The organism is Duganella sp. BJB476, from assembly GCF_003416895.1.
Taxonomy (GTDB): Bacteria; Pseudomonadota; Gammaproteobacteria; order Burkholderiales; family Burkholderiaceae_D; genus Rugamonas.
The window spans coordinates 368,856-381,195 of record NZ_QVIO01000002.1; the positions used below are offsets into that span (position 1 = coordinate 368,856).

Annotated in this window: 13 protein-coding genes; 6 read left to right on the forward strand and 7 right to left on the reverse strand. The window is 64.6% G+C overall.

The window, feature by feature from the left end:
• Positions 1-13 precede the first annotated feature (13 nt).
• The gene (locus D0T21_RS11135; protein WP_116989779.1) at positions 14-787 is read right to left on the reverse strand and encodes an alpha/beta fold hydrolase; all 774 of its coding nucleotides are present in this window, start codon (positions 785-787) and stop codon (positions 14-16) included.
• Between the two features lie 107 nt (positions 788-894).
• On the opposite strand from D0T21_RS11135, the gene D0T21_RS11140 reads away from it, so the two are divergent.
• Positions 895-2,187: a M24 family metallopeptidase gene (locus tag D0T21_RS11140; RefSeq protein ID WP_229211439.1), complete on the forward strand. Its 1,293-nt coding sequence runs from the start codon at positions 895-897 to the stop codon at positions 2,185-2,187.
• On the opposite strand, the gene D0T21_RS11145 is transcribed toward D0T21_RS11140, so the two are convergent.
• A complete protein-coding gene (locus D0T21_RS11145; RefSeq protein WP_116989777.1) occupies positions 2,184-3,992 on the reverse strand; it encodes an FAD-binding oxidoreductase in 1,809 nt (602 codons plus the stop codon). The two genes, D0T21_RS11140 and D0T21_RS11145, sit on opposite strands and share 4 nt — an antisense overlap.
• Before the next feature lie 252 nt (positions 3,993-4,244).
• Here D0T21_RS11145 and D0T21_RS11150 point away from each other — a divergent pair, with 252 nt between their 5' ends.
• The gene (locus tag D0T21_RS11150; protein ID WP_116989776.1) at positions 4,245-4,766 is read left to right on the forward strand and encodes a hypothetical protein; all 522 of its coding nucleotides are present in this window, start codon (positions 4,245-4,247) and stop codon (positions 4,764-4,766) included.
• Positions 4,767-4,772: 6 nt separating this feature from the next.
• Here the strand turns inward: D0T21_RS11150 and D0T21_RS11155 are convergent, their stop codons facing one another.
• Entirely contained in the window at positions 4,773-5,435 is a 663-nt protein-coding gene (locus tag D0T21_RS11155) for a glutathione S-transferase family protein (protein WP_116989775.1), read from the reverse strand.
• 177 nt (positions 5,436-5,612) lie between these two features.
• Between D0T21_RS11155 and D0T21_RS11160 the strand changes: the two genes are divergently transcribed.
• The 4 genes from D0T21_RS11160 to D0T21_RS11175 all read left to right on the forward strand — a co-directional run bounded on the left by D0T21_RS11160 (position 5,613) and on the right by D0T21_RS11175 (position 8,740).
• Positions 5,613-6,425 (forward strand): MipA/OmpV family protein, encoded by an 813-nt coding sequence (locus D0T21_RS11160; RefSeq protein WP_116989774.1) that lies wholly within the window; start codon positions 5,613-5,615, stop codon positions 6,423-6,425.
• 166 nt (positions 6,426-6,591) lie between these two features.
• Positions 6,592-7,338 carry a CPBP family intramembrane glutamic endopeptidase gene (locus D0T21_RS11165; protein ID WP_229211440.1) on the forward strand — a complete coding sequence of 249 codons (747 nt, stop codon included), beginning with the start codon at positions 6,592-6,594 and terminating at the stop codon, positions 7,336-7,338.
• A gap of 24 nt (positions 7,339-7,362) precedes the next feature.
• On the forward strand, positions 7,363-7,947 hold the full coding sequence (gene aroQ / locus D0T21_RS11170; protein WP_229211441.1) for a gamma subclass chorismate mutase AroQ: 585 nt from the start codon (positions 7,363-7,365) through the stop codon (positions 7,945-7,947).
• 169 nt (positions 7,948-8,116) lie between these two features.
• Complete coding sequence (locus tag D0T21_RS11175; protein ID WP_229211442.1) at positions 8,117-8,740, forward strand: hypothetical protein; 624 nt, start codon at positions 8,117-8,119, stop codon at positions 8,738-8,740.
• Here D0T21_RS11175 and phoR read toward each other — a convergent pair.
• Genes phoR through pstB form a run of 4 tightly spaced genes read right to left on the reverse strand, consistent with a single transcriptional unit; the run spans position 8,737 to position 12,323 of the window.
• Complete coding sequence (gene phoR / locus D0T21_RS11180; protein WP_116989771.1) at positions 8,737-10,050, reverse strand: phosphate regulon sensor histidine kinase PhoR; 1,314 nt, start codon at positions 10,048-10,050, stop codon at positions 8,737-8,739. The two genes, D0T21_RS11175 and phoR, sit on opposite strands and share 4 nt — an antisense overlap.
• Positions 10,050-10,739 carry a response regulator gene (locus D0T21_RS11185; protein WP_020706067.1) on the reverse strand — a complete coding sequence of 230 codons (690 nt, stop codon included), beginning with the start codon at positions 10,737-10,739 and terminating at the stop codon, positions 10,050-10,052. The genes phoR and D0T21_RS11185 overlap by 1 nt, the downstream gene beginning before the upstream one ends.
• A 32-nt stretch (positions 10,740-10,771) precedes the next feature.
• Positions 10,772-11,485: a phosphate signaling complex protein PhoU gene (gene phoU, locus D0T21_RS11190; protein WP_020706066.1), complete on the reverse strand. Its 714-nt coding sequence runs from the start codon at positions 11,483-11,485 to the stop codon at positions 10,772-10,774.
• A 37-nt stretch (positions 11,486-11,522) separates the two neighbouring features.
• A complete protein-coding gene (gene pstB, locus D0T21_RS11195; protein ID WP_116989770.1) occupies positions 11,523-12,323 on the reverse strand; it encodes a phosphate ABC transporter ATP-binding protein PstB in 801 nt (266 codons plus the stop codon).
• Positions 12,324-12,340 lie beyond the last annotated feature (17 nt).

Here is a 12,340-nt window from a genome sequence, read left to right on the forward strand (position 1 = left end):
AGGCGCTGGCGGCTTAGGTCAGGCAGGCTTCGAGCGACGATTCAAGCAGCGGGAAGTGGCCGCTGTCGACCAGGCGCACATTCGCCTGCGGGAAGATGGCGCGCCAGATGGCGCCATCCTGTTCCGCATCGATCATCGGATCATAGCGGCCAAACAGCACCGATACCGGTCCGCTGAAGGCGCTGCGTCCCGGCGGCTGGAAGCTGGCCGCAAAGTCGTCCGACACCGCGACCGAGGTCGGACCATCAAAGGCGCCCGGCTGTTGCAGCACTTCGAGGAAATGGCGCGGCGCATCGCCGGCATCCGGACCGAAATACAGCGACGGCACATCCGGCAACAGTTGCAGCACGCCGAACACGTCCCAGAAGCGCGCCCGCCCCGGCGCCGCATCGTAGGCCGCCAACGCCGCGACAACCTTGGGCGCGTCGGCATGACCGGCGTTGCGGGACAACGCGTGCCGCGCCAGCCGCAGCGCGGCCTGTTCGGGATTGTAGGTCGGCGCCAGCAGCACCACGCGCGCCACCAGTTCCGGCGCATGGTTGGCGACATGGGTCGCCAGGTGCGCGCCGAAGGAACTGGCCATCACGGTCAGCGGCGCACCGTGCGCCTGCGCGCTGCGGCGGAACCCGGCCAACGTGGCCTCCAACAAATCCAGGTAGGGACGCTGCGCACACGGCGCGGCAGGCGGCTGCTGCCACCATTCCACGTCGACGGCCTGCGGGAAGCGCATGCTTTCGATGGCGACGCTCAGGCCTGGGCCGCCGTGCAGGTAGAAAATCGATGCCATGTATGCTCCTTGTGAGTGGGCTGACTCCAGCGTAACGCAAGAGTGCTTTTTTAACAAGTATGCAGCTAGTTGATTGACTTCGCCGGGCGCTGTGGTCAAATGAACGCATGAAAAAATATCTCCTTGCGATGTCCCTGCTGCTGGCCGCGAACGCGCCGGCGCCGGCCCAGGTGCTGCCCGTGCGCGAACAGGCGGCCGTGATCAACCAACTGCTGGCCGAACGCTTCGATACGCTGCTGCCGGAGATGATGGCGCAGACCGGCATCGATATGTGGATCGTGGTCTCGCGCGAATACAACGAAGACCCGGTGCTGAAGACCATGCTGCCGGCCGAGTGGCTCAACGCCCGCCGCCGCACGGTGCTGCTGTTCTGCCGCGATCCGGCCAGCGGCCGCGTCGACAAGCTGGCGGTGGCGCGCTACAACGTCGGCAAGAGCATTGCCGCAGCGTGGGACGTGCAGAAATTCCCCGACCAGTGGGCGGCGCTGGTGACGCTGATCGCGCAGCGCAAGCCGGGCAAAATCGCGCTCGACACCTCGCGCCATTTCGGCCACGCTGACGGCATCGACCACACCGACTACACCGAACTGCTGCAAGCGCTGCCGCCCGAGTACCGCGCCAAGGTGGTGTCGGCCGAGCCGCTTGCGGTGCGCTGGCTGGAGACCCGCACCGAACGCGAGATGCAGATCTATCCGCAGCTGGTCGACGCCACCCACAAGATCATCGCCGAAGGTTTTTCCGAACGCGTCATCACGCCCGGCATCACCACCAGCGAGGACGTGGTGTGGTGGTTCCGCCAGAAGATCCGCGACCTAGGCTACGACACCTGGTTCCACCCATCGGTGGAGATCCAGCGCGCCGGCAAGGGCCTGGCCGACGCCGACATCATCATCCCCGGCGACCTGCTGCACGTGGACATCGGCATCACCTACCTGCGCCTGAACACCGACGTGCAGCAGCACGCCTATGTGCTCAAGCCCGGCGAGAGCGCAGCGCCGGCCGCGCTGGTGCAAGCCTTCGCCCGCGCCAACCGCCTGCAGGACATCCTGACCTCGCAGTTCCGCCAGGGCCGCACCGGCAACCAGATGCTGGCCGCCGCGCTGGCGCAGGCGCGCGCCGAGAACCTGAACCCGACCATCTACACCCATCCGATCGGCTACCACGGCCACGCCGCCGGCCCGACCATCGGCATGTGGGACATGCAGGACGGTGTGCCGGGCAGCGGCGACGAGGCGCTGCGCTACCGCACCGCCTACTCGATCGAGCTCACTGCGGCGACCGCGCTGCCGGGCTACGCGGAGCCGGTGCGCATCATGCTGGAGGAAGACGCCTATTTCGACCAGGCCGGCATCCGCTACATCGGCGGACGCCAGAAGGAGCTGCTGCTGGTGCCGCGCTAGCCCTTGCGCGTGAAGCCATCGTCGCTCCACGCCTCGCTGCCAACGCCGTGGCGCACGAAGAACAGGCCGTGCGGATCGTACTGCCGCTTGGCGCGCGCCAGCCGCTCGTAGTTGGCGCCCCAGAACGCGGCCTGCCAGTCCTTGAGAAAGTAGTCGCTCTCCGACACGTAGGAGCCGGCCTTGGGCACGGCCTTGTGCAGTTCCGCCATCGCCCGGCCGATCGACGCGGCCCGGTCGCGGCCACGCTGCGCGCTTTTCTGCGCCTCCTCTTTCGTCCCCGGCATGCCGGGATAGTGTGGGCCGTCGCCGCCGGCGATGATGGCCAGCCCGAACGCGCCCAGCACGTCGGGATTCATCGCCGTGTCGCGCGCGGCGGCCAGGTCGGCCGCCGAAGCGCCCGCCAGTCCCTTGTTGAAGTGCAGGCCGACGCGCCAGTGCCGCGTGCTGCGGAACAGCGCATCGGCCAATTGCGCCTGCTGTTCGGCGGCCAGCAGCGTGGCCGGCAACCAGGCCGACTGGTAGCCGTGGATGAACCAGCCCGCATCCTCGGCGTCGCCCTTCCACACGCCGTGGTGCGCAGGGGCGCCGGTGCGCTCGTCGGCCAGCATGAAGCCCGGTGCGTATTTCTTGAAGAAGGCCACGTTCCAGAACTGCCGCGCCGGCAGCGCCACCGCGCGGAACGGCTTTTCCAGCGTGTACTCGGGTCGCTCGCCCAGCCAGGCCAGAAACGGCGCCCACACCGCCTCCGCCTGCTGCTGGTTCAGGCCCTGGAACACCATGGACACGTCCACCGTATTGCTGGTATTGAAGCCGATCTGCTCGCCCCAGTTAGCGTTGAACAGCGCGCCGGCGTAGAACGCCAGCACCTGCGCGATCAATGCGCGATAGGCGTCGTCGTTGGCGGCCTTGATGGTGAAGAACACCGCGCCGAAAGTCTCCGGCAGTTCACGCGTGCGTAGCGTCAGCCGCGTGACCACGCCGACGCTGCCGCCACCACCGCCCTTCAAGGCCCAGAACAGCTCGGGGTTGGTACAGGCGTTGGCGATGCGCACCTGGCCGTCGGCGGTCACCACCTCGGCTTCCAGCAGGCCGGCGGCGGCGGTGCCGTAGTTCTTGGAGAAGCTGCCGAAGCCGCCGCTCTGCACCAGCCCCGCGACGCCGACCGTGGTGCAGCCGCCGCCCTGCACGTAGCGGCCGCCGCGCGTGGTGACGGCGTCGTAGGCGTCGATCCACATCGCGCCCGCGCCCAGCGTGACGGCCGGCTGCGGCGCGTCCTTGCAGCCTTGCGCGACGAAGGCCGGCTGCAGCGTGGCTTCGTTCATCTGGCGCGTCCAGACCAGCAGCGAATCGGGCGCGTCGGACGTGCCCTGGTAGCTGTGGCCGCCGCCTTTGACCACTAGCCGCAGATTGTGCTCGCGCGCGAAGTTGACCGCCGCCACCACGTCGGCCGTGCCGCGCGCCGCCACCGCGTAGGCGCTCGGTTGCGAGGACCAGGCGTCCAGCCAGCCGCTGGTCTGCGTCAATGCCGGCTGGTCGCCGATGGCGTAGGTGTTTTTCAGGTCGTCCAGCGCAGCCGTGCAGGCTGGTGCAGCGGCGCTGGAGGAGCAGGCGGCGAACGGCGCATCCAGCTTGAACAGGCGGCCGTCGACCCGCCCCTTCAATTGCTGCCAGGCAGCGGCCGACGGCCAAGCGGCGTCGCCGGGACGCACACGGCGACGCGGGGCGGTTGCGCTCCAGGCCGGCAGCGAGGTGAGCGACATCAGCGGCAAGGCAGCTACCGACTTGAGCAAGCTTCTTCTTTTCATGGACTGGCTTTCATGTGTGATAGGGACAGCGTCACCTTAGCGCAGCCGTCCGCCGCCGGTCCACCGCTATGTGGCGAGACGGACAAGGGCGTGGCGAAGCGGATAATTTATTGACCAGGCCAAACGAATGATGCCTGCAAGCTCTGGTGTGGCAAAAACAGGCTGTACCTGCGAAGATAGTGCGGCAGGCGTCCGGCCAGAGCGCCTGTACCAGCACGCTCTCTTTGGCCCCACACCATCCAGGAGAAGTACATGAATTCGTTTGTGGAAACCATTTCGCCAGCAGCAAAAAATCACGTGCTCGCCCGCATCGACTATTTCAGCGACCTGACACTCGCCACCTTGCAATCGGTGCGCCAGCTGTCCGAGGTGAACCTGCAATTCAGCCGCGACTGGCTTCAGGATTCCACCGAAGCATTGCGCGTCGCCCTGCTGACCCCGCAGGCGGAGCGCACGCCGTCGACCGAACAGGCGGCGCACAAGCTGCAAGCGTGGCAGCAGCAGCTGAACCAGATTGCCAGCGAATATCAGACCAGCATCAACCAGGTGGTGCAGCAGCATGCGCCGCAGGCGGCGCGCACGGCGACCGAGCTGGCCGAGGCGGTCACGCACAAGGCCGTCGCCCAGGTCGACCAGCAGCTGCGTCAGAGCAAGGCCGCAGGCAAGGAAATCATCGACCAGGCCCACCACTTCGCCAGCGTAGCGGCGCAGAACGGCTCGATGGCGCAACCGGCCTCGATGCAGAGCGCAGAGGACCAAGGCAACAAGAACTAGGTCAAGTTACAGGAAGCGTTCCGGTATATCGTCGACGAAGGGATACATCGAGAAATACGGTTTCGCTTCGTCCAGCACCTGCTTGACGGACGGGCGGCCGACCAGCCGCTCGAAGTAGGCGTTGAGGTGCGGGTATTCCTCGGGGAACGGCAACAGCGTGGCGGCGTAGAACAGCGCGGGCGCCGCCGCGCAATCGGCCATGCTGAAGGCGTCGCCGCACATCCAGCTGCGCGTGGCCATGCGCTTCTCGATCATCTTGTACGCCGTCTTGAGCTTGGTGCGCTCCTTGGTCCGGTCGCACTGCATGCCGCTAAGATGGCCGAAGACGATGGTCTGCACCGGCTCCTGCACATAATTGTCGAAGAAGCGGTCCCACAGGCGCACATCGAGCGCCGCGTCCCAGTCGGCCGGGATCAAATCCTGCGGGCCGGGGAAATAACGGTCCAGGTATTCGATGATGACCGAGGTCTCCGGCACGTCGCGCCCGCGCTCGTGGTCGCGCAGCACCGGGAACTTGCACAAGGGCCAGATCGCCTCCAGCTCCGCGCGGTCGGCCTCCTCGCCCAGGTTGATCAGGCGCTTGTCGAAGGGCGTGGCGTTCTCGTACAGCGCGATCAGCACTTTATGGCAGAACGAGGCCAGTGGATGGTAGTACAACGTCAGGGACATGGTCGGCTCTCCGAAGGTCGGGCACCGCCACGCGGTACCAATCAATTCAGCAGATGATACTTCAGACAAGCCGGTGGCGGCGGACAGGAAATGTTGCGACACTTCGCTCCGTCATACGCCGGGCCCACTCCAGCAAGCGCCGGCGGACCACCGAACCATCACCTCACAGGATCCTCCATGCGCCTTGCCATCACCCTTGCCCTCGCCTCCCTTTGCGCCTTCAGCGGCAACAGCCACGCCGACGCCCTCGATCTGCCTTCGTCGTCCGGTCCGCAGACCGCGCCCGCCGCCGGCGACAGCCTGACCGTGGGCGGCGGCATCGCCTATGTGCCGGAATACGCCGGCAGCAAGAAAAGCCGCGTGGTGCCGCTGCCCTACATCGAGCGCACTTTCGACAACGGCTTCTTCCTCAGCACCATGCGCGGCGCGGGCTTCCAGACCAGCGTCAGCGGCGTCGGCCTGAGCGCGGCGCTGAGCTACGGCGGCGCGCGCGCCGACCACAAGCGCAACATCTTCGACGGCTCCGACGCGCTCAAGGGCATGGGCGATATCCAGGGCGCGGCGCAGGCAGTGCTGGGGGCCAGCTACCAGTTCGGCACCGTCGGCGTCAGCCTGAGCACCACGCAGAATCTGGCGCACCGCGAACACGGCGCCACCTACACGCTGGGCGCGGCGACGCAGCTGTACACCACCGCCAGCGACCAGGTCGGCCTGAGCGTGTCGACCGAGTACGCCGACAAGAAGCACATGCAAACCTACTTCGGCGTGACCGCCGCGCAAAGCGCCGCCTCCGGCTACAAGGCTTATAACGCCAGGGGCGGCATCGCCAACGTCACGACCAGCGTCAGCTGGAACCACGTGCTCGACAAGAACTGGTCGGTGCACACGGTGCTCGGCATCACGCAGTTGGCCTCCGACGCCGCCGACAGCCCGCTGACCAAGCGCAAGACCACGCCGATGCTGATGACGGGCGTCGCCTACAAGTTCTAAACTGCTTAGCTGGGTGATACTATTGAGGGAAGTTCATCCACCGTTTCCCTCAATAATGCCGACACTCACGCTGCTGACCTTTATCGCCCTCGCGCTGTCCGTGGGGGCCGTCTGGCTCCCACGCTCTCCCCGCGTCCCGCTCGCGCCCTGGCAAATCTGGTTTGCCTTGGCGCTGCTGTGTGGCGCGCTGTCGGGCGTGCTACACGCGCCGGCCTTCATCGCGCTGGCCTTGTTCGGCGGAGCGGCCTGGCTGACCGATGCGGCGTCCAAAAAATATCTGCGGATTCTGTTTGGCGTGGTCACGCTGGTGCTGGCGTTTGCGCTGGCGATTCATAAGCTGCCGGGGTTCAGCAATCCCGTGGTGATCGCCGGCGCGGTGTTCTCGGCCGGCGCCAGGCCCTTTACCCAGTATGCGAATTTCGACAAGGGCGCGGTTGGCCTGATACTGTTGGCATTCATTTGCCATCGCACGGCGTCGCTGTCCGAATTTGGCGCTGTGCTGAAGAAGACCTTGCCGGTGCTGTTGCTCACCGTGGCGGCCGTGATGGCCTTTGCCACCGGCCTCGGCTTCGTGCAGCCGGCATTCAAGCTGCCGAAGGTCACGCTGCAATTCCTCGCGGTGAACCTGCTCTTCACCGTGGTCGCCGAAGAGGCTTTCTTCCGCGGGTTCATCCAAGCGCGACTGGTGTCGGCGCTGTCCGGCTTGCGTCATGGCGCATGGGTGGCGCTGATCTGCTCAGCCCTGCTGTTCGGCGCCGCCCATCTGGCGGGCGGCCCGCTGTACGCCGCGCTTGCCGCCATCGCAGGCCTGGGCTATGCCTACGCCTACCACGCCACGCAGCGCATCGAAGCGCCCATCCTCGTACACATCGCGCTCAACGCCGTGCACTTCATCTTCTTCACCTACCCCTGATCAAAAGGAAAGTTCATGCACGCAGTGATCCGACTCGTCCTGCTTTGCCTGCCGCTGGCCGGCGCGCTTGCATCGGCCCAGACAGTCGGCGTCCGGCCGGAGCAGACGATAGCGCGCAGCGCGCCCGATTTGCGGCGGGACCTGGAACCGTTGCGACTGACTATAGACCAACGCCTGCTGCTGGCGCAAGCGGTGGCGCGCGCCAAGTGGAATGTGCAGGCACCGATAGACGACCTGCCGCGCGAGGCGCAGGTGATTCAGGCGGCAGTGAAGCAAGGCGCCGCGCTCGGGCTTGCCGATGCATGGGTCGAAGCGGTGTTCCACGCGCAGATCGAAGCGTCGAAAATCGTGCAGCGCGAACTGTATGCCAAATGGCGGACGCAACAGGCCGGCAAGTTTGACGACGCGCCCGACCTGGCCAAGACCGTACGTCCCGAACTCGACCGGATCACCGCGCAACTGTTGCGCTCCCTGGCCGACAATCAGGCCGTGCTGCAAGCCGATGCGCGCAAAGCCGAGGTGGCACGCGCCTTGCGCCCGCTTGAAGCGACGGCGCTCAGTCCTTCCGCAGTCGAGCAAGCGCTGGCGCCCTTTGTGGCGCTGCATTGAGCCGCATGGGCGGACGGCAGGAATATGCGTATGGGGTGCGCCGCCCCGCTCCTTGTGGCAAAACCCCGATTTCTCCTTCAATTTTCTTCATTTTTTTCAAGCATTGAACTGTTTTCGAATTTGCCGGTCTAAATTGGGGAATGCCGAAGAAAATAGGGGGAAAAATCGAATGAATACCACAATGACCGTGCAGGTGCCCACCGATACCCTGCTCAAACTGATCGAAAAGCTGCGCCGCCGCGGCGGCTCGCAGGATATCTCGGAAGCGATGACTTTGGCCCTCGAGCGCTGGCTCGCCGACCCGGCCGCATTCGCCCTCGGAGCCGATCCCGCAGGCTTACATGGCTACCAATGGAAAACACTATTTCTTCCCGAAGGCACCGTGTTGAAATCATGGAGCTACGGCGAGCACAACTACGCATGCGTTGAAGGTGACCAGATCATCCACAATGGCCGCGCGGTCTCGCCGAACCAGTTCGCGCAATCGTTCGCGCGCTCGACGCGCAGCGCATGGCACGATTTGTACGTCCGCCGACCGGGTGATAAGTCCTTCAAGCTAGCCAACAGGCTGCGCACGGAATTGGCTGCGGCGGAGAAGTCGGCTGCGGCGGAAAAGCTAACAGAGGCGCAGAAGCCGGCAGCGCCGGCAAAGGACGCGGCTGCCCAAGCGGACGCGCCCCCCGCCTTGGTGCCACCGGTGGCAGCAGTGCCGAGAAACACCGACCGCGAACCTGGTTGGGATTTGCCGGAGCGCAGAAAGTTCCGCTACCGGCTGGAAGATGTCGCCTACTAATTCAGCAACAACTCCGGCTGCTGCTGGACGATGGCGCTCTTCGGCAGGCAGACGATGAAGGAACTGCCCTTGCCCGCCTCCGACTTGATCTGCAAGGTCGAGCCATGGCGCAGCAGCACGTGCTTGACGATCGCCAGCCCCAGCCCGGTGCCCTGGGTCTCGCGCGAACGGCTCTTGTCGACCCGGTAGAAGCGCTCGGTCAGGCGCGAGATGTGCTCAGGGCTGATGCCGATGCCGGTATCTTCCACCATGAACTTGACGCCGCCCTCATACTCTTTCCACACCAGCTGGATCTTGCCGCCGGCCGGCGTATAGCGCACCGCGTTCGAGGCCAGGTTGCCGAAAGCGCTGTGCAACTCTTCATAGCTGCCCATGATGTCCGGCCCGTTGACCGCCATGGTGATCTCGTGCTTGCCGGCCGACAGCGCCCGCGCGTCGCGCAACACCTGCTCCATCAGCTTGGGCACGTCGACCTGCTCCGGCCGCATCGGATAATCCACCGACTCCAGCCGTGACAAGGTCAGCATATCCTCGATCAGGTGCTGCATGCGATGGCCCTGCTCCGTCATCAGCTTCAGGTGCGCCGAGCGGGTGGCCACATCCAGCCCCTCGGAAGCGGCGATCTCCAGGAAGCCGACGATCACCGTCAACGGCGTGCGCAGCTCGTGCGAAGCGTTGGCGATGAAGTCGCGCCGCATCTCCTCGATGCGCTCGCTCTCGGTGGCATCGTGCGTCACCAGGATTTGCCGGCGGTTTTCAAACGGAATGATATGCACGATCAGCTTGCGCTCGCGGAAGCTGATCGTCAGCGGCTGCTCGTAGCGGCCGAGGATGATGTAGTCCATGAAATCCGGGCTGCGCACCAGATTGGTCACGCGCATGCCCTTGTCGCGCTCGTGCGTCAGGCCCAGGTGCTTCTCGGCGGCCGGATTGCACCACTCCAGGAACAGCACGTCGTCCATGATGACCACGCCGTCCGGCAGCAAATGCATGGCCTGGCGGAAGCGCGCCAGCCATTCGGTCAGCTCGGCCTGGTTCTTCTCGTCGTCGCGCCGCATGCGGTACAGGCGCGAGAAGATATTGGTCCAGGCGCCCCAGCCGTCGGGCAGCTTGGCGCTCTGCGGATCGTCCATCCAGTTGCTCAACTGGTAAAGATAGGTCAGCTGCACGAACACCAGCACCATCATGGCCACCAGCGCCAGCACCAGGCCGTTCAGCCAGCCGAACATCCAGCCCAGCAGCGCGCAGCCCGCCAGGATGATGGCGGTGCGCAGCGCGGCCGGCACCCAGAACACCAGTTTTGGATTCATTATTTCTCCGACAGCATGTAGCCCACGCTACGCACCGTCTTGATCAGATGCTCGGCCTCTTTCAAGGCCTTGCGCAGGCGCAGCACGTGGACGTCGACGGTGCGCTCTTCGATCACCACATGGTCGCCCCATACCTTGTCGAGCAGCTGGCTGCGCGAGAACACCCGTTCCGGATGCGCCAGCAGGAACTTCAGCAGCTTGTACTCGGCATGGCCGATGTCGATCTTCTGCTCGTCCATCAACACCGTGCAGCTGACCGGGTCCAGCATCACATTGGCCGCGCGCATGGTCGCTTGCGCATGCTCAGGGCTCTTGCGGCGCAGCAGCGCCTTGGCGCGCGCCAGCAGTTCGCGCGGCGAGAACGGCTTGGTGACATAGTCGTCGGCGCCGCTGTTCAGGCCCGCCAGCTTGTCTTCTTCCATGCTCTTGGCGGTCAACATGATGACCGGGATTTCATTGAACTGGCGGTCGGAACGGATGCGCGCCAGCAGGCGCAGGCCGGTCTGGTCGGGCAGCATCCAGTCCAGCAAAATCAGTTGCGGGGTCTTGGTCTGGATGAAGTCCCAGGCCTCGGAACAGCTTTGCACGGCGCAGCAGTTCCAGCCTGCCTCGCGCAGCGAGAACGTCACCAGCTCGACAATGGCTGGCTCGTCTTCGACGATCAATACGGTGGTTTTATCGGATGCCATTATTTCTCGCGTTATTTCTCTTGTTATGTCGCTTACTGCGCTTGCTCGGGCACGTCGTCCGGTATCGGTGCGGTCTTGGTGTGGCGGATGTCCTTACCTTCGACGACGTAGATGACGTATTCGGCGATGTTCTTGGCGTGATCGCCGATGCGCTCGATCGCCTTGGCCACCCACAGGGTGTCCAGCGCGGCCGAGATTGTACGCGGATCTTCCATCATGAAGGTGATCAGATTGCGCATGATCGAACGGAACTCGTGGTCGATCACGGCGTCCTGGGCGATCAGCTGCAAGGCCTGCTTGCCGTCGTTGCGGGCGAACGCGTCCAGCGCGTCGTGCAGCATGTCGCTGGTGTTGTTGGCGATGCCGCGCACCATCTCGTAGTGGTTGACGGTCACAGCGCCGCGCGCGTGCAGCGCCTTGGCGGTGCGGGCGATCTTGGTCGCTTCGTCGCCGATGCGTTCCAGGTCGGTGATCACCTTGATCGTCGCCATGATGGTGCGCAGGTCGTTGGCGGCCGGCTGGCGGCGCACGATCAGGTGGCTGCAGGCGTCGTCCAGCGACACTTCCAGCTGGTTGACGGCGTCGTCCTCGCGCATCACGCGGTCGGCGCGCTCGGGATTGCCGATGCGGAAGCAGGTCATGGCGTCGAGGAACTGGGTCTCGACGATGCCGCCCATCAGCAGCACCTTGCTGCGTATGGCTTCCAGTTCGTTGTCGTACTGCTTGGATGAATGTTCACCGATCATGCTGAGCTCCGTAGTCGTTTTGCTATTATAAGTTCGATCAGCCGAAGCGACCGGTGATGTAATCCTGCGTCTCTTTGCGCGCAGGATTCATGAAGATCTGGTCGGTCTCGCCGAACTCCACCAGCTCGCCCAGGTACATATAGGCGGTGTAGTCGGAGCAGCGTGCCGCCTGCTGCATATTGTGGGTGACGATGGCGATGGTGTAGTCCTGCTTCAGTTCGCTGATCAGCTCTTCCACCTTCGAGGTCGAGATCGGATCCAGCGCCGAGGTCGGCTCGTCCAGCAGCAGCACGTCCGGCTTCACGGCGACGCCGCGCGCGATGCACAGGCGCTGCTGCTGGCCGCCCGACAGCGACAGGCCGGACTTGCTCAGCTTGTCCTTGACCTCGCCCCACAGCGCGGCCTTCTTCAGCGCCCATTCGACGCGCTCGTCCATCTCGCCTTTCGACAGGTCTTCATACAGGCGCACGCCGAAGGCGATGTTGTCGTAGATCGACATCGGGAACGGGGTCGGCTTCTGGAACACCATGCCGACCTTGGCGCGCAGCATGTTGACGTCCTGGCCGTCTTCCAGGATGTTACGGCCGCGGTACATGATCGAACCCTCGGCGCGCTGGCCAGGATACAGGTCGTACATGCGGTTGAGCGTGCGCAGCAGGGTCGACTTGCCGCAGCCCGAAGGACCGATGAAGGCCGTGACCTGCTTTTCGTGCACGTCCAGATTGACGTTGGTCAGGCTCTGGGTTTTACCGTAGAAAAAATTCAGGCCCGAAATCTCGATGGTTTTACGTTTGCCGTTGGCGGCTACCACATTCTCTTGGCTCAGTTGCGTATTCATTGTTGATCGCTTTTATC

Coding starts and splice junctions, on each gene's coding strand:
- D0T21_RS11135 (WP_116989779.1), bottom strand. CDS start 787: ATGGCATCGATTTTCTACCTGCACGGCGGCCCAGGCCTGAGCGTCGCC.
- D0T21_RS11140 (WP_229211439.1), top strand. CDS start 895: ATGAAAAAATATCTCCTTGCGATGTCCCTGCTGCTGGCCGCGAACGCG.
- D0T21_RS11145 (WP_116989777.1), bottom strand. CDS start 3,992: ATGAAAAGAAGAAGCTTGCTCAAGTCGGTAGCTGCCTTGCCGCTGATG.
- D0T21_RS11150 (WP_116989776.1), top strand. CDS start 4,245: ATGAATTCGTTTGTGGAAACCATTTCGCCAGCAGCAAAAAATCACGTG.
- D0T21_RS11155 (WP_116989775.1), bottom strand. CDS start 5,435: ATGTCCCTGACGTTGTACTACCATCCACTGGCCTCGTTCTGCCATAAA.
- D0T21_RS11160 (WP_116989774.1), top strand. CDS start 5,613: ATGCGCCTTGCCATCACCCTTGCCCTCGCCTCCCTTTGCGCCTTCAGC.
- D0T21_RS11175 (WP_229211442.1), top strand. CDS start 8,117: ATGAATACCACAATGACCGTGCAGGTGCCCACCGATACCCTGCTCAAA.
- phoR (WP_116989771.1), bottom strand. CDS start 10,050: ATGAATCCAAAACTGGTGTTCTGGGTGCCGGCCGCGCTGCGCACCGCC.
- D0T21_RS11185 (WP_020706067.1), bottom strand. CDS start 10,739: ATGGCATCCGATAAAACCACCGTATTGATCGTCGAAGACGAGCCAGCC.
- phoU (WP_020706066.1), bottom strand. CDS start 11,485: ATGATCGGTGAACATTCATCCAAGCAGTACGACAACGAACTGGAAGCC.
- pstB (WP_116989770.1), bottom strand. CDS start 12,323: ATGAATACGCAACTGAGCCAAGAGAATGTGGTAGCCGCCAACGGCAAA.